The organism is Clostridium beijerinckii, from assembly GCF_018223745.1.
Classification (GTDB): Bacteria; Bacillota; Clostridia; order Clostridiales; family Clostridiaceae; genus Clostridium; species Clostridium beijerinckii.
Map to the genome: position 1 here is coordinate 1,556,177 of NZ_CP073653.1, position 24,356 is coordinate 1,580,532.

The 24,356-nt window shown below is 28.0% G+C and carries 22 protein-coding genes; 20 read left to right on the top strand and 2 right to left on the bottom strand.

The window, feature by feature from the left end; genetic code table 11:
• Positions 1-8: 8 nt before the first annotated feature.
• The 6 genes from KEC93_RS07135 (at position 9) to KEC93_RS07160 (ending at position 5,773) form a co-directional block, all read left to right on the top strand.
• Positions 9-947 carry a DUF6414 family protein gene (locus KEC93_RS07135; RefSeq protein ID WP_077869737.1) on the top strand — a complete coding sequence of 313 codons (939 nt, stop codon included), beginning with the start codon at positions 9-11 and terminating at the stop codon, positions 945-947.
• Between the two features lie 160 nt (positions 948-1,107).
• Positions 1,108-2,565: a threonine synthase gene (gene thrC / locus KEC93_RS07140; RefSeq protein WP_011968627.1), complete on the top strand. Its 1,458-nt coding sequence runs from the start codon at positions 1,108-1,110 to the stop codon at positions 2,563-2,565.
• An 11-nt stretch (positions 2,566-2,576) separates the two neighbouring features.
• Positions 2,577-3,473, top strand: a complete 897-nt coding sequence (gene thrB, locus KEC93_RS07145; protein ID WP_077869738.1) for a homoserine kinase — start codon at positions 2,577-2,579, stop codon at positions 3,471-3,473.
• Complete coding sequence (locus KEC93_RS07150; protein ID WP_023974269.1) at positions 3,473-3,910, top strand: ACT domain-containing protein; 438 nt, start codon at positions 3,473-3,475, stop codon at positions 3,908-3,910. Before thrB ends, KEC93_RS07150 begins: the two co-directional genes overlap by 1 nt.
• A gap of 205 nt (positions 3,911-4,115) precedes the next feature.
• Positions 4,116-4,670: a hypothetical protein gene (locus KEC93_RS07155; RefSeq protein WP_077869739.1), complete on the top strand. Its 555-nt coding sequence runs from the start codon at positions 4,116-4,118 to the stop codon at positions 4,668-4,670.
• Positions 4,671-5,107: 437 nt separating this feature from the next.
• Positions 5,108-5,773 (top strand): hypothetical protein, encoded by a 666-nt coding sequence (locus tag KEC93_RS07160; protein ID WP_077869740.1) that lies wholly within the window; start codon positions 5,108-5,110, stop codon positions 5,771-5,773.
• Positions 5,774-6,074: 301 nt separating this feature from the next.
• Here KEC93_RS07160 and KEC93_RS07165 read toward each other — a convergent pair whose 3' ends face one another.
• Positions 6,075-6,416, bottom strand: a complete 342-nt coding sequence (locus tag KEC93_RS07165; protein ID WP_077869741.1) for a hypothetical protein — start codon at positions 6,414-6,416, stop codon at positions 6,075-6,077.
• A gap of 592 nt (positions 6,417-7,008) precedes the next feature.
• On the opposite strand from KEC93_RS07165, the gene KEC93_RS07170 reads away from it, so the two are divergent.
• From KEC93_RS07170 to msrA, 8 genes are all read left to right on the top strand, one after another.
• Positions 7,009-8,148 (top strand): acyltransferase, encoded by a 1,140-nt coding sequence (locus KEC93_RS07170; RefSeq protein WP_077869742.1) that lies wholly within the window; start codon positions 7,009-7,011, stop codon positions 8,146-8,148.
• A gap of 559 nt (positions 8,149-8,707) precedes the next feature.
• Positions 8,708-8,848 (top strand): hypothetical protein, encoded by a 141-nt coding sequence (locus KEC93_RS07175; RefSeq protein WP_011968634.1) that lies wholly within the window; start codon positions 8,708-8,710, stop codon positions 8,846-8,848.
• A gap of 217 nt (positions 8,849-9,065) precedes the next feature.
• Positions 9,066-10,139: an anti-sigma-I factor RsgI family protein gene (locus tag KEC93_RS07180; protein WP_077869743.1), complete on the top strand. Its 1,074-nt coding sequence runs from the start codon at positions 9,066-9,068 to the stop codon at positions 10,137-10,139.
• A gap of 367 nt (positions 10,140-10,506) precedes the next feature.
• Complete coding sequence (locus tag KEC93_RS07185) at positions 10,507-11,061, top strand: sigma-70 family RNA polymerase sigma factor (RefSeq protein ID WP_077837974.1); 555 nt, start codon at positions 10,507-10,509, stop codon at positions 11,059-11,061.
• Between the two features lies 1 nt (position 11,062).
• A complete protein-coding gene (locus tag KEC93_RS07190; RefSeq protein ID WP_077869744.1) occupies positions 11,063-12,295 on the top strand; it encodes an anti-sigma-I factor RsgI family protein in 1,233 nt (410 codons plus the stop codon).
• Between the two features lie 439 nt (positions 12,296-12,734).
• Positions 12,735-13,685 (top strand): DUF3800 domain-containing protein, encoded by a 951-nt coding sequence (locus KEC93_RS07195; protein WP_077869745.1) that lies wholly within the window; start codon positions 12,735-12,737, stop codon positions 13,683-13,685.
• 313 nt (positions 13,686-13,998) lie between these two features.
• Positions 13,999-14,946, top strand: coding sequence for an alpha/beta hydrolase (locus tag KEC93_RS07200; RefSeq protein WP_077869746.1), 948 nt, complete (start codon positions 13,999-14,001; stop codon positions 14,944-14,946).
• A 175-nt stretch (positions 14,947-15,121) separates the two neighbouring features.
• On the top strand, positions 15,122-15,595 hold the full coding sequence (gene msrA / locus KEC93_RS07205) for a peptide-methionine (S)-S-oxide reductase MsrA (protein ID WP_172462736.1): 474 nt from the start codon (positions 15,122-15,124) through the stop codon (positions 15,593-15,595).
• A 73-nt stretch (positions 15,596-15,668) separates the two neighbouring features.
• On the opposite strand, the gene KEC93_RS07210 is transcribed toward msrA, so the two are convergent.
• Positions 15,669-16,529 (bottom strand): AraC family transcriptional regulator, encoded by an 861-nt coding sequence (locus KEC93_RS07210; protein WP_077869748.1) that lies wholly within the window; start codon positions 16,527-16,529, stop codon positions 15,669-15,671.
• Between the two features lie 319 nt (positions 16,530-16,848).
• Between KEC93_RS07210 and KEC93_RS07215 the strand changes: the two genes are divergently transcribed.
• From KEC93_RS07215 to thiI, 6 genes are all read left to right on the top strand, one after another.
• Complete coding sequence (locus tag KEC93_RS07215; protein WP_011968642.1) at positions 16,849-18,318, top strand: UDP-N-acetylmuramoyl-L-alanyl-D-glutamate--2,6-diaminopimelate ligase; 1,470 nt, start codon at positions 16,849-16,851, stop codon at positions 18,316-18,318.
• 45 nt (positions 18,319-18,363) lie between these two features.
• Positions 18,364-19,584 (top strand): dicarboxylate/amino acid:cation symporter, encoded by a 1,221-nt coding sequence (locus tag KEC93_RS07220; RefSeq protein WP_077868012.1) that lies wholly within the window; start codon positions 18,364-18,366, stop codon positions 19,582-19,584.
• 444 nt (positions 19,585-20,028) lie between these two features.
• A complete protein-coding gene (locus KEC93_RS07225; protein WP_011968644.1) occupies positions 20,029-20,853 on the top strand; it encodes a RelA/SpoT domain-containing protein in 825 nt (274 codons plus the stop codon).
• A 65-nt stretch (positions 20,854-20,918) separates the two neighbouring features.
• Positions 20,919-21,794, top strand: coding sequence for an NAD(P)-dependent oxidoreductase (locus KEC93_RS07230; RefSeq protein ID WP_011968645.1), 876 nt, complete (start codon positions 20,919-20,921; stop codon positions 21,792-21,794).
• Positions 21,795-22,022: 228 nt separating this feature from the next.
• Positions 22,023-23,171 carry a cysteine desulfurase family protein gene (locus KEC93_RS07235; RefSeq protein ID WP_011968646.1) on the top strand — a complete coding sequence of 383 codons (1,149 nt, stop codon included), beginning with the start codon at positions 22,023-22,025 and terminating at the stop codon, positions 23,169-23,171.
• Complete coding sequence (gene thiI, locus KEC93_RS07240) at positions 23,171-24,328, top strand: tRNA uracil 4-sulfurtransferase ThiI (RefSeq protein WP_011968647.1); 1,158 nt, start codon at positions 23,171-23,173, stop codon at positions 24,326-24,328. Before KEC93_RS07235 ends, thiI begins: the two co-directional genes overlap by 1 nt.
• Positions 24,329-24,356 lie beyond the last annotated feature (28 nt).

Sequence of the window (24,356 nt, forward strand, 5' to 3'; positions counted from 1 at the left end):
GAGTATATATGAGCAATCCTTTTGGTATACTTGTTTATTTAGATGAAATTTTAGTTAGAAATTTATCCTCTTTAGTGTTAACTGGATTCATAGAAACAATAACTAGAACTCAAGCTTTTGATAGAACATTATCAGCAGGGTTTCATGAGGGAGATAGAATAGAAAATTCTAATCAAGGAAGTGTTACAAGAATTGAGAGAAAAGGATTTAAGGATAAAAATGAATTAGATGCTAATAATAATTTTGAGCATCATCATATTGATAAAGAAATAGATGCAAGGCAATGCGTAAGAGAGGAAAGACAAGTTAAGACTACTTATACTACATTCGTATTAAATGGAAGTTTAATTAACTACTTTAATGAAAATAAACAGTTGCAGCATAAAAATGAAAAAGATATAGAAAATAATAATATATATCCAGGAGATCTAATTGAGATTGAAGGAACAATTACAAATAAAAGCATTATGTCTTATATTGAAACTCTAATTAATTTGATAACAATATTTGGAGCAGAATACTTGGATGATCTAACTAAAGAATGTAATGTGAAAATAAATTTTTCAATGTGCTTAAAAATGCTGACTTATATGAAAAGTATTTTAGAAAGTAATAACACTACAGATTTAATTATGAAATGTGGAAATGGAACAATAATACTAAACGTCAATAAAGATAATTTCATGAATAATAAATTTAATATATTTGATAATATAAATTGTCCGTGTAGGGTCATAGGAAAAGTAATAAAAACGTGCACTGAAGAACAAGATTCTATAAGTTTACTTAGAAAAACTGGCCAAGAACAGTTTTATGAAAAGTTTTTTGAGCAATTTACTCCTCTTATAGAGTGTTTAGAGAAAAATAATATTTTTGTACCAGAGTGCCCAGATTTAAGAATTAATGATTGCGCAATCCAAATAATGCCATTAAACATTTACATGTAAAAAAATATTATGATTTTAATGTGTTTTATGGAAAAACACTTGTTTATCTATAGAATACATGATAATATATATTACAGGTGGAATATGTTTATATATACTTAAATTTGTTAATTAATAAAGATATATTTTCATATTTAATACAATTTTGAGGTGATATTAGATGAAGTTTAGAAGTACTAGGGGTCTGGATAAGAATATAGAATCTGCTAGAGCAATAATTAATGGAATTTCAAAAGATGGCGGATTGTATGTTCCAGATGAATTTCCTAAAGTCTATGATGAATTGAAGGAAGATACGCATATTAAATATGAAGATCTAGCATTTAAAGTTATCAATGAGTTTTTCACAGATATTGATGATGCGGAATTAACTGGGGCAATTAATGACGCATATAATGATAGATTTAGTGTGGAAGTAAAGAACAATTTTTTAGAATTATATCATGGACCAACTTGTGCATTTAAGGATGCAGCGTTATTATTTTTACCACAAATCATGAAAAGAGCTAAAAAGATTTGTGATGTTAAAGAGGATATAACAATTCTTACAGCAACTTCAGGAGATACAGGAAAAGCTGCACTTGAAGGTTTTAAAAATATTGATGGTTTTAAAGTTGTAGTTTATTATCCTAAGAATGGTGTTAGTGCAATTCAGGAAAGACAAATGTCAAGTCAAGAAGGAAACAATGTTAAGGTCATTGGAATAAAGGGGAATTTCGATGATGCTCAGACAGGCGTAAAAGAAATCTTCGGAGATAATGAATTCAGAGAAGGGCTATCTCAAAAAGGATTTATCTTATCATCGGCAAACTCCATTAATATTGGAAGATTAGTACCTCAAATAGTGTATTATTTTTATGGATATTTTAATTTAGTGAACCAAGGAGTAATACAAAAAGATGATCCTATAAATGTTGTAGTTCCTACAGGCAATTTTGGAAACATATTAGCAGGATATTATGCTAAGCAAATGGGATTACCAATAGATAAATTTATATGTGCATCAAATGAAAATAAAGTTCTTACAGATTTCTTTGAAACTGGGGTATATGACAAGAAAAGAGAACTTATTTTAACAGAATCACCGTCTATGGATATACTTGTTTCATCTAATCTTGAAAGATTATTATTTGAAGCAAGCGGTAGAGATACTGAAGTTGTTAGCAAATTAATGGAAGATCTAACTACTAAAGGTGTTTATGAAGTAAACGAAAAAATTAAAAGCTTCATAAAAGAATTTTATGGAAACTTTGCGACTACAGAAGAAGTGTATGATGCTATAAAGGAAGTTTATAAGAAAGATAATTACTTGATGGATACTCATACAGCAGTGGCATATGTAGTTAAAAAGAAGTATATAGAAGAAACTAAAGACGACAAACCAACTTTAATACTTTCAACAGCAAGTCCGTTTAAATTCCCAAGAAGTATTTGTAATGCACTTGATATTGATGTAGAGGGATTAGATGATTTTAAAGTATTAAATAAATTATCTGATTCAACAAATAATAAAATACCAAATAGTTTAAGTACTTTGGAAAATGCAAAAGTAATACATGATGAAGTTTGGGATAAGAGTGAAATGAGAAATGCTCTATTATCTTATTTGGATTCATAGGTGATAAATATATGATTACAGTTAGAGTACCAGCTACATCAGCAAATATGGGACCTGGATTTGACACGCTTGGAATAGCATTAAATTTATACAATGATTTTGGGTTCAGGGAAATAGAAGATGGTTTGAAGTTTAATGGAATGCCAGAAGAGTTTTGTAATGAAGATAATATTATTTACAAAGCAATGAAATATTGTTTTGATAAAGCGGGCTATAAAATAAAAGGATTAGAAATAAGTGAAATTAAACAAGATGTTCCAGTATCTAGAGGTCTTGGAAGTAGCTCTACATGTATAGTTGGGGGACTAGTAGGAGCTAACGAAATCTTGGGGAAGAAGTTTTCAGAAGAAGAGTTGTTGGAGATGGCTGTAGAAATTGAAGGGCATCCAGACAATGTTGCACCAGCCTTACTTGGGGGCATGGTTGTTGCAATAGTTGATGAAAACAAGACCTATTATGATAAGATAGATGTAAAAGATGGAATTAAGTTTATTTCGATAATTCCTAATTTTAGATTATCAACTGAGGAAGCAAGAAAAGTGCTTCCGAAGGAAATAAGTTTAAAGGATGGAGTATATAATGTATCAAGAGCAGCTCTTATGGTTGCATGTTTTTCTAGCGGAAAATATGAATTATTAAGGTATGCATGTAAAGATGCCTTTCACCAAAATTACAGGAGTAAATTAATTCCTGGTTTTGAAGAGGTGTATAATAAGAGTTATGAATTAGGAGCTCTAGCTTGCTATCTAAGTGGAGCAGGTCCTACAATCATGGCGATTATCGATGAAAAGGATGAGCGCTTTAGCAATAAGCTTAAAGAATTCTTGCAAATAAAAGGATTGGAATGGAATATATTAGAGTTATCTTTAGATAATGCGGGGGCAACCATTATAGAAGGTACAAAATGATGAGTGGAGATTACTTAGTTATAGATAAAAGGGTTTTGCCTGATGTTTATGAAAAAGTTCTTTTTGCAAAAAAATTATTAAAAGATGGAAAAGTAAAAGAAATAACTGAAGCAGTAAAAATAGCAGGAATAAGTAGAAGTGTTTATTATAAATATAGAGATTTCGTATTTGATTTTGCAGAAACTTCAGAGGGTAGAAAAGTTACCTATAATATTATATTTAAGAATGAAAAAGGACTTTTATCGAATATAAGTAATTATATTACAGAAAAAGGCGGAGACATTTTAACAATAAATCAAGGCATACCGTTAAATGGTTATGCTAATTTGAGTATAACCATAGATTTGTCTACAGTAGATGGAGATATAAAAACATTGACAGAGGGTTTGCTTAACATAAGAAATGTTGAAAAAGTTGAATTTATAGGAATGGAATAGGAAGGGAAACCTTCCTATTTTAATTATATAAATTTAAAAAATATAAAATCTGTTCAAAAATATGCTAGAATAAATTAAAGTCAGTAGAGACAAGTTTTATATGCAACAAGGAAGGTTTTATAGTAACTATAAAGATTAGAAATAGCACATTATTCAGAAATGGAGGTGTGTTTTTTATTACACAAAATTAAAATGGAGTGATTTCATGATTAGAAATAAATATGAAAGTGATTATATGATTAAAAAGCTTGGATTAAATAGAATGTCAGAAAAGATATTTACGTATAATTCAACTTTAGATGAACTTAAAAGTTATTTAGAAGAGAATACCTATAAATATTATAATATAAGAGATAAATCTGTATCAGGCGGTAAGTTTTTATATATGCTTACCAAAGATCAGGTGTTGCTAAAAAGCAAAAAATACAAGAGATATGCAGTATATGAGAGTTTAGCTATTGCAGATGATAGATTAATATTACAAGGTGACATAGAGATAGACAGAGATTTTATTATGAGAGCATCGTTAAGTGATATAAAAGGAATATCAAATAGAATTGCAATGGAAAAGCCAGTATATAATATTTATAATTACGATCTAAAAGAAAAAAGAGATCCGCCAATAAGTGGATTAGCTAAAGTTATAGATTATATATCACAAAATTCTTTAATTGACATGGTGGTTGAGTTCTCTCTGTTTGAAATACCGGTTGGAATAAACCAAGAAAATATAATAATTTGGGAATTAAGAAACTACTAAAAAGTGATGACTAAAATTATATAGAAGTAAACATCATATATTTTTTAATGAAAAAACAAACTTCGTTTTCTTATGATTCATATGTTAAAATTTTTGCAAATGTAAATAAAAGGCACTCGTTATGAGTGCCTATCAATAATTAGAGAAAGCAAAGTGGAAAGTTTGAACTCTAACTTATTTGATTTTATTATAGCATAAAGAGGGGAATATATGAATGTCTGAAATAAAAAAACAATTCAGTATAAACACTATAATTATTTATTTCGAGATGAATTAAAGAAAATACAAAAATATTGAAGAGTTTAGAAAATTCCGGTATGTTTAAACTACAAAAAATACAATTATTTTTTCAGCTTACAAGTAATGACATAAATTTACATGGAAAGATGTTATAATTTTATTGTAAAAGGGTTTTAAAATAAAAATGGGGTGAGATAATGAGAGTATTATGTAATAATTGTGGTTTAAAGTGTCATATTAAGGAATGGAAGGAAAGGCTTGATGATTTGCTAGCCAAAAAGCAAAATAACTTATTGGATGATGAAGTAATTTGCTTAAGTCAATCTATTGATGATTTAATATCTGACTGTATATTTTGCAACACAAGCAATTTATATAGTTCCAATCGAAGAAATACTGGTGAAAGAGATTCTATTTTATACTACTATGGAGAGCAGCATTTAATTGTTAATTTATATAACTACATAGAAGAAGGAATAAGAAGTGAAGAAAATATCTACATTTCTGTTGAGAAAAATCTTTATAAGAGATTAGAAAATTATCTTATAATCAATAGAATTCCTACAGAAAAATTTAAATTTATGTGTTTAAAAGATATTAAATCAATGATTGAGAATAATGACAAATCTATTAAATTAAGAGAAGAAAAATCTAGGTGGATAGTTCAACCATCTTTACAAAAGCACTTTTTATATGCAGAAAGTACTTTAAACAAACATACTAAAGATTTAGATTTGGACATTCTCTATGTATATGATGCTTATGAGCATATTCATAGAAATGCTAAGAGTGAGTTAAGCTCTAAACTATTAGGAAAATGTCAATATTCACTAAAAAGAGAAAGTCATGAATTATGGGTTTAAAAATAATGTGGATTTAAGAGTCTTATAGTTAAGGCTCTTTTTTGTGTTACAGGATCACTGATAAAGGCAAAGTCTTCAAAAATATAAAATAAAAATAGCCTTATTGTTGTATGGAATTATAAAGATGTTAGGTTATAAAATTGGATTATTTAAAGGAATTAAGTAATGTGGAAATTTCAAAATGATACAACTAAGCGTGGCGTATACCTCCTTGTTCATGATCAGTAGAAAAATGCTTAAATTTCAGACAAGCTCCTATAAAGGAGGAGCTTGTATATACATTTGTAATTATAAAGAGTATTTATCTGCCATTTATATTGATTGGTGAAAATGATATGCTGCCATCACCAATTATTATAATTTTATAATCATATTTCATAGGACGCAGTACATATTTCATTGAATGTCCTTCGAACCTTATAGATTGTTGAATTCTTTTATTACTATCGAAAATAATCATAAAAACTTCGTTAGGAGAAAGGTTCTGAACATTATACATAACATTTTGCATGATACTTAAATCTGATATAGTGTAGAATCCTTCTGAAAAGTTTTGAGGGAGAGATGCAGCAGTGGCAGTCGTTTTATTAATATTAAATGTGATTAGTAAAATAATAGAAAGTATAAAAGTAAATTTTTTCATTATTTAGCCACCTTTCATAATTTAAATTAAAATATTGAACCGCTCAAATTTTATTATTAGAATTTAGATAAAATATATAACAGAAATATGTTAGAAGATTAATATGAATACTAGGAATTAATGAATATAAAGTAAATGTATCTGGTAAGATTGATTAGTAATTACGTTGCCATAATGAATATAGTTGTAGTCGATATTATTAGAGGATGAGAAGTATAGATTACTTAAAGTTGAGTTTCCAATTTTTTGCGTAATATCAATAAGCTAAAAACATATAAATAAAAAAAAGGAGAATTAGTTCCAAATAGATAGACCCCATTAGAAATGTATAGGGGATAGCTTGGGGATGTATTTTGTAAGATAATAAAGTGATTTCTATTAATAAAAATTTAAAGAATGTTGAAATATTGTTAAAAATTTTAGAATATTAACTATATATAGTCATTAGGCGTGATATAGTTAATATTCAGTAGAAATATAAGTTGAAAATAAATGCTATTATAACAGTAAATTATGATATAATTTACCAGTGATAATAGAAAGTTTAAGTATAAGACTATTAAGTTAGTTTTATTGACATGAGGTGTATGCGGTGGAAAATACAGAAATTGACTCGAAGATTAATATGTTTGAAAGAAAAATAGGAAGAAGCTCTAATTTGGAGTTACTAAGAATTTTGGCGATAATAATGATTATTGCACATCATTATTCTGTTCATGGTGGATGGGATATTCCTAACGAACTAAGTTACAACAGGATAATTGTCCAATTTTTAAGTTTAGGTGGGAAATTAGGTGTTAATTGCTTTGTTTTAATTACAGGATACTTTATGATTAATTCAAAATTTAATATAAAAAAGTTTGCTAAAATTGTAGGACAAGTTTTCTTTTATTCTGTAGTTATAATGCTGATTTTTAAATTATTCGGAATATCTCATATAGGAATTAGAGAAACTGCTAAATCATTTTTCCCTATAATATTTTCTAAGTATTGGTTTGCTACTACATATGTGGAATTATATATACTATCCCCATATTTAAATAAGCTTATCAATTATTGTACGCAAAAAGAGAATAAGATATTGATTACCATACTGATTGTAGTGTTATCAGTCATACCTACTTTTTCAAATTCATTACTTGAAATTGATAATCTATCTTGGTTTGTATTTTTGTATTTAGTTGCAAGTTATATAAGGAAATATCAACATAAGTTTTTTGATAAGACGAAATTACTTTTAGTGATATTTACTAGCAGCTATATCTTAATAATGTTCTCGGTAGTTATACTCGATGTGTTATCTCTAAGAATAAATGATTTTCCTATTGATCCTACATTTTTAAGAGAGATGAATTCCCTACCAATGTTTATTTGCTCGATTTCATTATTTCTTTATTTTAAAAAATTAGATATTGGATCTAAAAAGATAATTAATAGTATATCTTTAACTACATTTGGAATATATTTGATTCATGATAATAATCTTGTTCGGAGTTACTTATGGGAACATATTGCTAAAAATAATTCCTTTTACAATTCAAGATGGTTGTCGCTTCATGCTATAATTACTATTTCTCTTGTATTTTTCATATGCATGGTTATTGAAGGGATGAGAATTAATTTTGTCGAAAAACCAGCTATGAAGTTTTGGGATAGGGAAATAGAGAGCAAATTCCTAAATAAAAGTAGAAATTATATAGATAGATCTTTCTCCCAACATATATCAAATTAAGAATGAGAATTTTATTGTCTAGATTTCATTATTGTTATGAACTAAAACTTATATTAAATTATTAAGAGATGCAGACTTAGAAGTTACAAATATTTCTGAGTTTGTTTTTTTTATTCCTTAGTTATCTATATGAAGCCAAATTGGTGGACATTGAGTTGATTCGTTGTGGGTATAAATCACGAGAAGACTGATTCATTTAAAGAAGTCTTAAGATTAGTAGGAGATTTATGCTTCACAGTATTATGGAGCTGTCTTAAGTAGTTTTATGAGCAGCTTAATGCATAATAAGATGAATCATAAATTAGTATAAACTTTGAATGAGTGAGTATACTAAAGTCAAGAATAATATGCAAAATAGAAATTTAGATATAAGTACATAAGATATTACAAAAGAAGATTTTAGGACTATATACCTTATATAATATAGATTAATGATGATAATGTTTAGTCATGTTAGTCTATATGTTATTTAGAAATAATATTTATATATCATTATGTGGCTTACTGATACAAATTTTTAACATGAGTTAAATCTAAAGAAGTGTAAGGAGAGATAATTATGACTAATAAACGTAAAGTCACTAAAAAGCAAATGGCATCATTAGGATTAAGAAAGACTGAAAATGGAGATTATGATTACATAAATCCAAATGATCCAAATTCAAAATATAAACCTGTAAGAAAAGAGCCAAATAAATAAGGCTCTTTTTTATTTTAATTAAATTTATTTAAATTCTATAAGCAGTATTGTCAGATTTCATAATAATAATACGAATTATATTATGAAAAGCAAAAAAACAACTGACAGAAGTTTTGCAGTACTTATTAAAACCAGGGTTTTAAATTTATTAAGAAGAGTAAACAAAAAATAGTTACTTTATGTAAAAGAAAATAACTATTGGGAGGGATTTTATAACTTGGAGAATAAACTAGTTGAAAAATTAGATGATTTAAACATTAGCGATACTGATTTGTTGCTATCTAAAGATATAAAGTTATCATTAGATGATATTACTATAAAGAGGATTGAAAAATTAGTTGGCAAAAAAGCTGGCTATTATAATTCAAATAATACGTTTAAAGAAAAGGTAAATTATATTTTAGGGGGAATTTATATGAAAAGAAAAATAGCTTTAGTACTATCTGTTGTAGCGTTTTCAAGTTTAGGGGGAGGCGTATATGCTCATGCAAAAACCACTCCTGTAGCATACGTTAGTGTGGATATTAATCCAAGTATTGAATTATCAGTAAATACATTTGATCAAGTTATTTCAGCAGAATCATATAATGAAGATGGTAAAAAAGTGTTGGAAGATACTAACCTAGTAAATAGCGATGTTGATGATGCAGTTAAGAATATTATTACAAATGCAGTTTCAGATGGATATATAAAGGAAGACGGTACATCGGCAGTTGAAATTACTACAGCTACGGATAAAGATAATGTGGCAACGAAGTTAGATGAATCTTTAAAACAAATTGCTGACAAATCATTAGAGGAAAATAACATAGAAGCAACAGTTGAAACTCAGAATGTTGCTCTTTCAAGAAGAGATGAAGCAAGAAAGTTAGGAATAACTCCAGGCAAACTAAACTTGATACAAAAACTACAGGAATTAGATCCAACTATAAATGTAGAAGATTATAAATCAAGTTCTGTAAAAGATATACAAAAGAAGACTAAAGAATTAAAGAAGATCAATAATAATGAAGAGACTACAGTTAAAGATGATGCAAATACTGGTGGAAACGTAGAAGATGATACTAATCAAGATGCAGCTTCAGAAGAGAAAATAAGCAATTCTTCTTCTAAATCAAATGGAAATGGAAGTATCAAGAAAGAAGAGAATAGTGATTCATCTAGCAAAAAAGAAGAAAATGCCACAGAAGTTGAAAAATCAAAAGATAATTCAGCTAAAACTCAAAAACAAAGTGATAACGGTAATTCAAACTCACAGAATGGTAATAAGGATAAAAATAAAAATAACTAAATAGTTTAAAATGAGTAGCTAATATAGAAAATAATAATAGCTACTCATTTTTGTATGTATGCGATAACAAATTTGAATTTATAACTCTATTAAATCAAGTGAAAGAGCAGAATAATAAATTTAATTTAAATATATATCAGCTAAATAGTATAAAAAATCATTATTGAAGAATCACTAGTAATAGCATTAATAGGATTTATCTATATATTTAATATATATTACATAGAACAGGAGAGAAAAGAAAATATAAGTATTTATCATTGATAATGTAAAAGTTAATATATTTTTTGAAATTTATTGTCAGATTTTATTTATGTATTACGAACTGTATAATATATAACGAAATTTTAGGGGAAGAAGGTGCGTTTTGATTTCGGATATTGAATTACTAAACCTTTTGGATACGAAACCGGAAATAGGCCTTAAGAAGCTGATGGATAACTATATGGCACTTATTTACACAATAATATTTAATAAACTTTCTGGAATGTATTCAAAAGAAGATATAGAAGAATGTGTAAGTGATGTGTTTTTTGAAGTATTTCATTATAAAAATAGAATTGATTTAGATAAGGGATCAATTAAAGCCTTTTTGGCAATTATAGCAAAAAGAAAAGCTATAGATATGTATAGAAAAAATAAAAATAATAATCATCTTCCAATAGATGATGTAGCCCAAGAATTACATAGTGTTGTAGATGATGCAGCACATTCGATTTTATTAAAAGAAAGCAATTCTGAGCTTATAAATGCTATAAAATCATTAGGAGAACCTGATAGTGAAATAATTATAAGAAAATATTACTTACATCAAAGCTCGAAAGACATTTCCAGTGATCTGGGTTTAAAAGTTAATACAATTGATAAAAAAGTCTCTAGATGTATGGAAAAATTAAAAAAATTATTGGGAGGTGGGAGATAAATTGGATGACAAATTATTTGAATTATTAGATGACTTAAACATTAGTGATACTGATTTATTATTGAATGAAAATATTAATCTATCTATGGACTTGTCTTCTAGAAAACGTATTGAAGAATCTGTAAAGAAAAAAGCGGGATACTTAAGCAAGAAAGATACATTTAACAATAAGATGAAAAATATTTTAGGGGGAACTTATATGAAGAGAAAAATAGCTTTAGCTGCATCAATTGCAGTAGCATTTAGTTTAGGAGGAGGAGTATATGCTTATGCTAAAACTCCGGTAGCATATGTCAGTCTGGATATTAATCCAAGTGTTGAATTAGGAGTAAACGCTTTTGATACAGTGGTATCTGCAGAAGCGTATAATAAAGATGGTGAAAAAGTTCTAGAAGGAACTAATCTGGTAAACACTAAAGTTGACAATGCAGTCAGTACAGTAATAACAAATGCCATATCAGATGGTTACATAAAGGAAGATAGTACAAATGTAACAACCTCTGCGGCAGTTGAAATTACAGTATCTACAGATAAGGATGGCTTAGCAGATAAATTAAATGAATCTTTAAAAGAAACTGCAGATGAAACATTAAAAGATAATGATTTAGAAGCAGAAGTCGAAACTGATAAAGTAGCGCTTGCAAGAAGAGATGAAGCAAGGCAACTTGGAATAACTCCAGGAAAATTAAATCTTATACAAAAGCTTCAAGCACTAGATCCAAGTATTAAGGTAGAGGATTATAAATTGATTTCGGTTAAGGAAATTCAAAAGAAAGCTAAAGAATTGAGAAAAATGACTAGAGCTGATAATGATGCTGTTGATGTAGATAATTCTGTAGATACTAATACGAATGCTACAGATAGTAATACTAATACTGAAACAGATACTAACACAAGCAATAGCAATCAGGATGCTGATGTAACGTCTGAATCTACAGAAGATATTACATTTACACAATCATCAATAGGAGAACAAAAAACTAAAGAAGCTAAGACAGAAAAAAGTAATGACTCATGGAATGAGAAAAGTAATAATGGCAATTTGAAAAAAGAAGAAAATAGCAATGCAGGTATTAAGCAAGAAGAAAATGAAGATAAGAAATATAAAAAGTCTTCAAATGGATCTGAAAAAAGGGATGCTGAAACTCATGGAAATAGTAACTCATCAAAGTCAGAGAAAAGTAATAATGGCAATTCAGATTCCAAAGGTAAAGGAAATGATAAAAATAAATAGGCAGTAATTTAAACTGATACATTTTTTATAGAGATGGGATAATTTTAATACGTAAATTATCCTGTCTCTATAAACATTTTAAGAACTTTAAAATTCTAGAAAAATATTTTTCATAAATTTAATAACCTGAGTTCTAAATCTGTATAGGGGTATCATATATTTATTTAGTATTAACGGATACAATTGCAAGATAAATTTAAACTTATTTTGTGATTGTATTTGTTATTTCAACGTATTGAAAAATAAAAGGGAATTCAATTTTGAGTAGTAGGGGGATGAAAAATATATTTCCTTTGAAAGATGGACTTAATACGAGGATGTTTTATAAGTTATATATAAGCAAGCGTGTTTAATGTACTCATAGGAATAATTTGTTGTACAGTGTGAAGAGGATTGAATATATAAGGTTAAGGAGTAATTATTAAAGGGGAGAGTTTATATGGGAAAAAAATATGTAATGTTTGTTGATGAAAGGGGAATTAGAAGTTTAGATAAAAGCGGAAATTTCTCAATGGTAGGATTGATTTTTGAATATAATTACTGTATTGATTTAAAAAACAGTGAATGTGAATTAAAAAGAAAATTAAATGAATATAAGAAAGAAAGTTTTATGGAGAGTGATTCTAATATACCAATAGATAGCATAATATTGGAAGATAAAGTATACAGGAATTTTGACAAAGCCAGAATGAATGAGTTCGTAAGCAAACTACCAACATTAATTAGCAAATTAAGATTCAAAATAATTTCAAGCTCAATAAAACAGAATTTAAGTGAAACAGAGGATTCATATTCAATAGTGACAAAAAGACTTTTAAAGAAGTTCTATTCGTTTATTACTAAGAATGATGGAGAATCAGGCGGGATAGTCATTGAAGCAAAAGTAGGAAATAGAAATTGTAGTATAATGCAAAATTTCTTTGATATATATAACAATAGAAATATTAATTTAAGTACACAAGATAACGTTCAGAATAAAATTAATACGTTTATTGTATCTGACAAGAATAATAAAATTTATGGTTCCGGAATAGAGATATTAAATATAATAACTAATGTATTTTTTAGAGTTTTAAATGGAAATAGAGAAATTAATGAGGAATTAATATCATACATAGAGTATGGTAACAGGGACAAGATATTTAGTGAGCTTAAACATAAGGTATACAACGATTTAGAAATAGGAATATCACGGACTCAATTACAAGCCATTTCGCACAACTATATTGAAGGTTTTAATAAAGAATTAAAATTACTAAAAGAGCAATTAAAACTTAAGGATAATAGAATAAAAGAAAAGGAAAAAGAAATTAGTGAACTTACCAGTGAGATTAAATTGTTATCTAAACAGTTAGAGAGAGTTTTAGTGAACAGAAAAATGATAATATAGTATCACGAATTTTCTTATATGTAGATATTGAATTTTGTTTGACAAAGCGATTACAATTTCAAAGAATTATTTATTCGCAATTATATAGTTATATGATAAGGTAGTATATTAGAATTTATAATAGAAACTTATTATATTAAATTAGGAAAGTTAAAATGCCTGAAAGAATCTTAAATGAAGCTTTTGGGCATTTTATTTTGTAAGAAGAATAAAGCAAAACATTAGAATTTTATAGATTTCCTCAATAAGTATTTTAAATTTCTTTAAATAAGGGAAGCATATAAAAAATAAGTTTTTTAGTAAAGAGGAATTTATGAATAAATTATCTTATGAAAATGAAGTGGAAGATTATTCTGAAAAATTTAAAGATTTCAAGATGAAATCTATCCAAGACAATGTAAATCTTGGTATAACGCTTTATGTACCTAAGGGTGAAATAAAGGGGATATTTCAAATCAGCCATGGTATGATGGAGCATAGAAAACGCTATATACGATTTATGGATTACTTAGGATCAAATGGTTATATTTCAATAGTACATGATCATATAGGGCATGGAGAAAGTGTTATTAAAAAAGATGATTATGGTTATTTTTATGATAATGGAGCTACCAATCTTATAGAAGATTTACATCAGATAACACTGTATATGAAGAAAAGATACAGGGAATATCCTTATTTTTTATTTGGATTTAGTATGGGATCACTAATTGCAAGAGCATATTTAAAAAAATATGATTATGAGTTAGATGGTCTTATACTATGCGGTTCACCAGTAAAGAATAAAGTCATCCCGTATATTAAAAAATTGTGTAAAATTATAGAGAAGATAAAGGGAGATCATTATAGGTCAATTTTTATACATAAAATACTTCGAGGAATAGGTGATAATGTTATAACGACCTCAGAAATAGAAAGAGATAAGTTTATGAATGATGAAGGCTGTGGATTTATTTTCACAATAAATGGATTTGAGAATTTATGTAACCTAATAAAAATTGACTATAGCAAAAAAGACTGGGCAAAAAGAAACTTAAATCTCCCAATTCTATCTATTGCGGGGGAAGAGGATATAGTTATTATAAGTAAAAAAAGATTTAATGAATTAACAAGGTTTATGAAAGGAATGGGATATGAGAAAGTTTTTACTAAAATATATTCAGATAAATATCATGATCTTTTACATGAAGTAAATAAATTGCAGGTATATAAGGATATTTTAAATTGGATGGATAGAGTTAATGATGAAAAGAAAACTTGATTTTATCAAGCAGGATATTTCAATAGGTAGATTTATTGCAATGATAAATCTACATTTATTATTATACTAAGCCAATGGCCCAATTAGGATAAAAATTTAGAAACTCAATTATAATATATATAATTGCAAAGTACTATTATTTGGGTTTATAATGCTGTTAAAGGATGTGTTAAATATGAAAAAAATAGTTTTTGGCGGAGGCTGCTTCTGGGGTGTAGAAAAATTTTTTTCTATGATACCAGGAGTATTAGAAACAGAAGTAGGATATGCAAATGGAAAAACAGAAAATCCAACATATGAAGAAGTTTGCAAAAATGATACAGATTTCGTTGAGGTATGCTACATAACATACGATGAAAAAATGGTTTCACTTGATGAATTATTAGATAAGTTTTGGAATATCATTGATCCTACGACATTAAATAAACAAGCTGGAGATGTTGGTACTCAATATAGAAGTGGAATTTATTATATTGATGAATCTGATGCTGATACAATTAATAGAAGTAAGGAAAAGATTCAAGAAAAATGTGATGTTCAAGTTGTAACTGAGGTAAAACCGCTAAAGAAATATTACACAGCAGAAGAATATCACCAAGATTATTTAGAAAAAAATCCTACTGGTTATTGCCATATTAAATTTAACTAATATTAAATATTGATGAGTTAGCGTATTTATACTGGTAACTTATTAAAAACTATCTTAAGAATAGAAAACTATTTTAAGATAGTTTTTTTGTTTTTGGGGAAAACTCACTTGGAGATTTTTTAAACAGGTTTTTAAATGAACGTAGAAAACATGTATAATCATTAAATCCACATAGTAAATAAACTTTCGTAATTTGCTCACCACTGCTTATAAGGTCCTTTGCCATTAGTAATCTCTTTTGATTTACATAGTTGTGAAGAGTATATCCAGTTTCTTTTTTAAACTTATGCATAAGATAATATTTGCTAATATAGAACTTTTGAGATAAAGTCTCCGTAGAAAGATTTTCAGATAAATTATTATTTATATATTTCAGGATTTTTTCAATTTGCTTATCATATTTGAGAGATCCTTCATCATTTATATACATGTTGTTAAGATGAACTCTATTTAAGTATACAAGCAATTGAATAAATAATGAATTGCTCAAAAGTTTACTACCAAAATCTTTTGAATTAAATGAAGTCATTAGTGAATCTATTATAAACTTAATGTTATCTTGCAATTTACTATTAAGTCTAATAAGATTGAAACTTTTTTCATTCGCTAGTCTAAAACAAGTAGATAAATCACAATTTTCATAGTTATGGTTTTCTATAAAATCAGAATTCGCCCAGATAATAATTCTTTCATAAATTTCAGAAGAATCAATAATAGGTTTATGAACATCATGATTATTTACAAGTAGAATATCCCATGGTTTTAAGTTGTATGCTTTTCCTTCAATTAAATAAGTTACTTTTCCAGATAAAAAAATTATTATTTTATTAAAGTCGTGATAATGGAACTCGAATTCTTGATTTTTTTTATCTTTTAAATGAAATAATTGAAAATCATTGTTTAAGTAGCCTGATTTATTACTATTTTTATTCATAGTTGAAAACTCCCTTGAAATAACTCTAATTACAAATGTATTAATTAAAAATATAAGATATAAATATATATTCAATTAACTCTAAGAAGTGTATATATAAATCTTAGTTTTATATATGTAGTAATAATAAACTTACATTTAAAATTCCAGTAAGCTAAGTGCACAATTATAATAATAATGTAAAAATTCAATTGCAACATATATATTAAAATCATAAAGCACTTTTTGCAGTATATCAAGCAATATATGCACTATTTAATGCGAAAATGTTGTATATAATGAAGATATAAGAAGTTAAGTAATTCTTGGAGGAATAAAAATGAAGTTATACAATTTATTAAAAGATTTAGATTACGAAATAATTAGCGGCAGTGTTGATATAGATGCTAGGAGTGTTAGTTATGATTCTAGAAAAGTGAAAGGAGGTTCAGTGTTTATCTGCATAAAGGGGGCTAATGCAGATGGTCACGACTATATAGATGAAGCAATAAAAAGTGGCGCTTTAGCAATAGTGATACAGGAAGAAATTAAAATAGATAATGAAAATATAACAGTAATAAAAGTAAGAAATACTAAGTTAGCTTTAGCAAGTATAGCTAACGTGTTTTATAATGAACCTTCTAAAGAAATTAATTTGGTTGGAGTAACAGGTACCAACGGAAAGACTACAGTTATACATTATATAAAAGACATATTGGAGTCATATAAAAAAAGAACAGCTATAATAGGAACTTTGGGATATGAATTTAATAAAGAAAAAGCAAGCATACAAAAGGTTAATCCTACAACACCTGAATCATTAGAATTACAAGGATTATTTAGGGAATTTATTAATAAAGGTGCTGAAAATATTGTAATGGAAGTCACTTCGTCTGCATTAGCAAAACAGAGAGTTGAGTATTGTGATTTTAAAGTTGGAGTATTTACAAATCTATCTCAAGATCATCTTGAAGAACATGGAACAATGGAGAATTATAAGAATGAAAAGATAAAATTGTTTAAAAAATGTGAGCTAGGAGTTATAAATCTAGATGATGGAATAGCAGAAGAAATTATACAAAAGGCTAGTTGCAAGATTTTAACTTATGGAATAAATAAAGAGGCTGATATTAGAGCAACTGAGATTAGATATAGAAATGATTGTATAATATTCAAAATCAAATTTAGGGACATAAAATGGCGCTGGTGGTGTATTACAGATGTAAAAGTAAATATTCCTGGAAAAATAACCGTATATAATGTTTTGGCTGCTATAGGAGCTTGTATAGGTCTTGGCATGGATATGGGTGACATTATAAGCTGTTTATCTAATCTAAGACATGTTCCGGGAAGACTAGAAATGATAAAAAATAATTTAAATAAAAATATAATAGTTGATTACGCACACACTCCGGATGCGCTAGAAAGACTATTAATGATGGCAAGAGAGACGACTAAAGGCAAACTTATTACTGTATTTGGTTGTGGTGGAGATAGAGATAAGAGTAAGAGAAAAGTAATGGGAATGGCGGCAGGAATTTTATCAGATTATTGCATAATAACATCAGATAATCCAAGGACAGAAGATCCGATAAAAATAATTGAAGACATTGAAGAAGGAATGGAAGTCATAAATTCAACTTATGAGAAAATTGTTGATAGAAAGAAAGCTATTGAAAAAGGATTAAAACTTTTGAAAGACGATGATTTATTAATAATAGCAGGAAAAGGGCATGAAGATTATCAGATAATAGGTAAAGATAAAATATATTTTGATGATAGGGAAATTGTTAGGAAAGCTCTTGGATAGTGCTAGTATTTATAATTTAAGCATCAAAATTTAGGGGTGAGAAAATTGAGATTTTTAAAGAACTATAAATCGTCATTGATTCTAGTGTTATCGATATTATTAGGCGGGGCGATAGGTATTATCATGGGAGATAAAGCTAAAATATTTGCTCCACTAGGAAATTTATTTTTGAATTTAATATTTACAATGTTAGTTCCTATAGTATTCTTTAGTATTGCTTCCGCGATAGCTAATATGGATAAATCAAAAAGGCTCGGAAGAATATTTATAATAACATTGATTACATTTGGAATTACTGCAATTATTTCAGGCATAATAGGAGTAATTAGTTTCAAAATGTTTAATCCAGCAGTTGGGTTGGATCCATCAATGTTTAATAATCTAATGACCACTAATAGTATAGATACACCTAAAAGTGTAGGAGTTTTAGAAAAGATTGTTTCGAGTATAAGTGTAGGGGATTTTTCTGAACTTTTATCCAGAAATAATTTGTTAGCACTAATATTATTTTCTATATTAATAGGTTTTGGAACTATGATTTCTAAGGAACAAGGCAAGGCTTTTGCGTCATTTTTAAGCAGTGGAGCTACAGTGACAATGAAAGTTGTAAATATAATTATGTATTATGCACCAATTGGACTTGGAGCTTATTTTGCAAATGTAATTGGACAATTAGGAGGACAAATATTAAGTGGGTATGCAAAAATATTTATACTATACTTGGTTGTCTCCATAATATACTTCTTTGTATTCTTCAGTATATATGCTTATATAGCAAGTAGAAAAGAAGGCGTGAAATTGTTTTGGAAAAATGCAGCAGAACCTTCAATAACTGCATTAGCAACATGCTCTAGTGCTGCCTGCATACCAGTAAATATAAAAGCAACTAAAAATATGGGGGTATCAGATACCTTGGCTAATATAATAATGCCACTTGGAGTCAATATTCATAAGGATGGTTCAGTAATTGGAGGAATATATAAAATAATGTTCTTGTTTGCTATATTTGGCAGAGACATAAATACTATTAGTTCCTTATTTCCTATATTAGGAGCAGGGCTTCTCATTGGTGCAGTAGTTGGGGCGGTGCCAGGAGGTGGGGCGATTGGTGAAATGCTCATTTTAAGTATATTTGGATTTCCACAGGAAGCATTAGCTATAATGCTTGTAATAGCTACAATAATTGATGCACCAGCGACATTATTAAATTCATCAGGAAATACTGTCTGTACAATGATAATATCAAAATTTATAGACAAGAAATAGAACTGAAAAATTTGCTAAGAATTAAATTAGAAGCTGGATAGCATATTCTTTACAAGTATTTTGCATATAAAAATTTGGGCTATAATAAACAATTTACATTTATATACCTTGAAAAGGACTATTTCATAGAAATTTAATCTAAACTATTAGTTATTATAAACCATATAATTTTAATAAAAAACTTCAATCTTATTTTGGTTGAAGTTTTTTGAAATAATTTTTAATTAAGGCATATGAAAGAGAATAACAAGGTCAAAATGCTATGATTATTTTTCATCAGGCAAGAAAGTAGAGTGGGATCATAGCAAGCTAGTAGGGCAATCTGCTGATGCAGCATGATGGAAAATAGATGTGGCAGATGGATTTGTTATTTTTTGATTATGCCTAATGTAGTATAATCTATATAGTATCGAAATTAATGGAATTTATAGAGGAGTATGCAGAATGAAAAAAAGTTTTAACATAGATATATTTTTGGAAAAATATCCTCAGGCTAAAGAAATAATTTCTAAAAATAATATTAATATTGAAAATCTTAAGGAAATCTACGAAGACTACATAAATTATAAAACTTCTTATGAAAGCCAGGCTGCATTTATAGCAAACATTTTACGATCGCAGAGAATGGTGCATTCTGTTAAATCAAGGATTAAAGATCCTGAGAGATTAATAGAAAAAGTTATAAGAAAGACAGAAGATAGAAAAAATAAATACGGAGATGATTTTGAATTTACAGTAAATAATTATAGAAATGAAATAAATGATTTAATAGGAATTAGAGTTATACATATATTTAAAGACCAATGGCAGGGGATACATGATTTTATAATAAAAACTTGGAATGTAACTGAGATTACTGCAAATGTAAGAGAAGGAGATAATATAGATGTTTTTGATGATCCTATTATAGAAGTAAGGTCAAAAGCCTCTGGATATCGATCAGTTCATTATTTAGTTGAATTTTATCCAATCAATGAAAAGGTAATAGCGGAGATACAGGTTAGAACAATTTTTGAGGAAGGATATGGGGAAATAGATCATAGGTTAAGATATTCCCATAATGAAATTCCGGAAATACTTAAGTCCAACTTAATGCTCTTTAATAGAATTGTAGGAAGTGCTGACGAAATGGCATCATTAATAAACAATTTAAGTAAAGAGTGGGGAGATAAAGAAGTTTATTATAAAACAATAATAAAAGATCAGGAAGCAGAAATTAATAGATTAAAAAGTAAAATGACATGGATTGACGTAGAAAAAGATTCTTAATACTAATTTTAAGAAGTTAAATATGAGGATACAAAATATTATAACTAAAAATGGAGGAGTTTGAAGTGAAGACAATTGGATTTATAGGTGTAGGTGTAATGGGAAAATCTATGGTTAGAAACCTAATGAAGAAAGGATATGAGGTATCTATTTATACAAGGACAAAAGAAAAAGTTCTTGATGTTATAAATGAAGGTGCTAAATGGTGCGACGATGTTAAAAGTTGTGCAAATAATAGAGATGTCATAATAACAATTGTAGGATATCCTAAAGATGTAGAAGAAGTTTATTTTGGGGAAAATGGCATTTTAGAGAATGCTAAAAAAGAGTCTTGTATAATTGACATGACTACTACAAGTCCGAAGCTTTCTATAAAAATTTATAATGAGGCTAAAAAGAGAGAAATATATGCTTTGGATGCGCCAGTATCAGGAGGAGATGTAGGTGCAAAGAATGCTACATTATCTATAATGGTTGGTGGAGATTTAGAAGTTTTTGAAAAACACAAAGATGTTTTATCTGCACTTGGAACCAATATAATTTATGAAGGAAAAGCTGGGAATGGACAGCATACTAAAATGGCAAATCAGATAGCTTTAGCTGGTGCGATAGCTGGAGTGTGCGAAGCAATTACGTATGCAAAAGGAGTAGGATTAGATGTTCAGACCATGCTTGATAGTATAAGTGAAGGTGCAGCGGGAAGTTGGCAAATGAAAAATATGGCTCCTCGTATGTTAAAAGGAGATTTTGACCCTGGTTTTTATATAAAACATTTTATTAAGGATATGAATTTAGCAATAGAAGAGTCTACGGATAATTCCATAAATTTAGGCGTATTAAATGAAGTGCTAAAAATGTATAAAACATTAGATAACGATAATTTGGGTGATCTAGGAACTCAAGGTCTTATTAAATATTACGAAAAGTATAGCAAAAATTAATACTAAGAAATTATTCCTTATTAATTTTCTCTCTCTATCAGAAGCAGTAAGTAAGAAATTCTTATTTACTGCTTCATTTTATATATTTAAAAAAATACTATGCAGGGATTATTTTTTTGTTATAATAAAACATGTATATTACATAGTAAGTTTATAAGATAATAAGGGAAGAATATATTTTATAATTGATCTTTAGACGTTTATAAACTTGAAAGGAAGAAGACTTATATGGAAGTTTATTTTGATAATAGTTCAACAACAAAGCCGCTTGATGAGGTAATAGATGAAGTGAGTTTTGGTATGAAGGAATTTTACGGAAATCCGTCTTCCTTACATAATTTGGGGTTGAAAAGTGAAAGAAAACTTAAAGAATGCAGAGGTATATTAGCTAAAACTATAAACGCAAGTGAAAATGAAATACATTTTACTTCGGGTGGAAGTGAAGGAAATAATTTAGTTCTAAAGGGGCTTTTGAAAAGCGGAACTCATCTTATTACAACTCCTTTTGAACATGCTTCTATTTTGAATACTATAAAGAAATTAGAAGAAAATAATATTAAAGTAACATTTTTAGAGATAAATGAAGATGGTAAGATTAACTTAGAACAGCTAAAAAAAGCTATAACTAAGGAAACTGTATTGGTTTCAATAATGCATGTAAATAATGAAGTTGGAGTAATCCAAGATCTAAAAGAAATAGGAGACATAATAAGAGCAAGTAGCAATAGAACTAAATTTCATGTTGATGCAGTTCAAAGCTATGGTAAATTACCTATAGACGTAAAGAAAATGAATATAGATTTTCTAACAGTGAGTGCTCATAAATTTCATGGACCTAAAGGTGTAGGATTTATATATATAAAAAATACTAGTTCTTTATCACCGTTGATAGAAGGTGGATCTCAAGAGTTTGGAATAAGAGCGGGTACACAAAATATATCTGGAATTATGGGAATGGCTTTAGCTTCTAAGATTTCAAATGATAATATGAAAAAAAATTACGAAAAGGTATTTCAAATAAAGAAAAAATTCGTTGATAAATTAAGTAATATCGATAATATAAAGATAAATAGTCTACTAAATAATGATTTTTCACCTTATATATTGAATGTTTCTTTTAGAGGTGTAAGAGGCGAAGTATTGCTTCATTATTTAGAGGAATCAGGAATATATGTGTCTACAGGATCAGCGTGTTCTTCTAAGGAAAGAGAGAGAATTGGTGGTAGTTATGTGTTAAAATCTTTAGGATTAACTAAGGATGAAATATCAGGAGGAATTAGATTTTCTTTTTCGGATGATAATGATGAATCAGAGATAGATTATGTAGTAGACATTTTAGAAAAAGGACTTAAATTTTTAAGGAGGATAAAAAAATAATGAGAGAACTTATTTTAGTAAAGTACGCACCAGAAATATTTTTAAAGGGGTTAAACAGAGGTAAATTTGAAAGAAAATTAAGAGATAATATAGCTAAAAAACTTGATGGGATAAAAGCTGAATTTATACACGATAGTGGAAGATATTTTATAAAAACTGATGAAATAGAAGAAAGTATTAATAGGATCAGTAAAGTTTTTGGGATACTTGAAGTATGTTTAGTTAGAGAAGTTGACATAGATTTTAATAGTATACAAGAGGTTGCGTTAGAAAAGGTTAGACAATCAGAAGGAAATACTTTTAAGATTATTACAAATAGAGCTAATAAAAAATTTGAATTGAATTCTATGGAAGTTTCAAGGAAAGTAGGAGCATATGTTCTTACTAATTTAGATGGAGAAATAAATGTTGATGTTAAAAATCCAGATATTTTAATAAATATTGAAATAAGAAATAATTATGCTTATGTTTGGGCAAATACTGATATAACAAAGGGCGCAGCAGGTCTTCCGTATGGAATGAATGGTAGTACAATGTTAATGTTATCTGGTGGTATTGATTCCCCAGTGGCAGGATACATGATGGCTAAAAGAGGTGTTGAAGTAAGTTGTGTTTATTATCACAGTCACCCATATACATCGGAAAGAGCAAAGGATAAAGTTAAAGATTTAGCGAAAATATTAGCTCAATATACAGAAAAAATTAATTTGTACATAGTTCCTTTTACAGATATTCAAATGGAAATTATAAATAAATGTAGAGAAGATGAACTTACAATAATAATGAGAAGATTTATGATGAGGATAGCATGTAGACTTGCAGATAAGTATGGAATAAATTCAGTAAGTACGGGAGAAAGTATAGGCCAAGTTGCAAGTCAGACTATGGATGGTCTTATTGTAAGTGATAATTGTGCTGATAGACCAGCATTTAGGCCGTTAATTGCAATGGATAAAACAGATATAATGGAAATAGCAAGAAAAATAGGAACATATGAGACTTCAATTTTGCCTTATGAAGACTGTTGTACAATATTTGTTCCAAAGCATCCGAAGACAAATCCAAAACTTGATGCAATAATGAAAGAAGAAGAAAAATTAAATGTGGATGAATTAGTACAAAAATCAATTGAAAATATTGAAGTTGTAACATTTTAGAAAAATACCTCAGGTTTATTTTACCTGA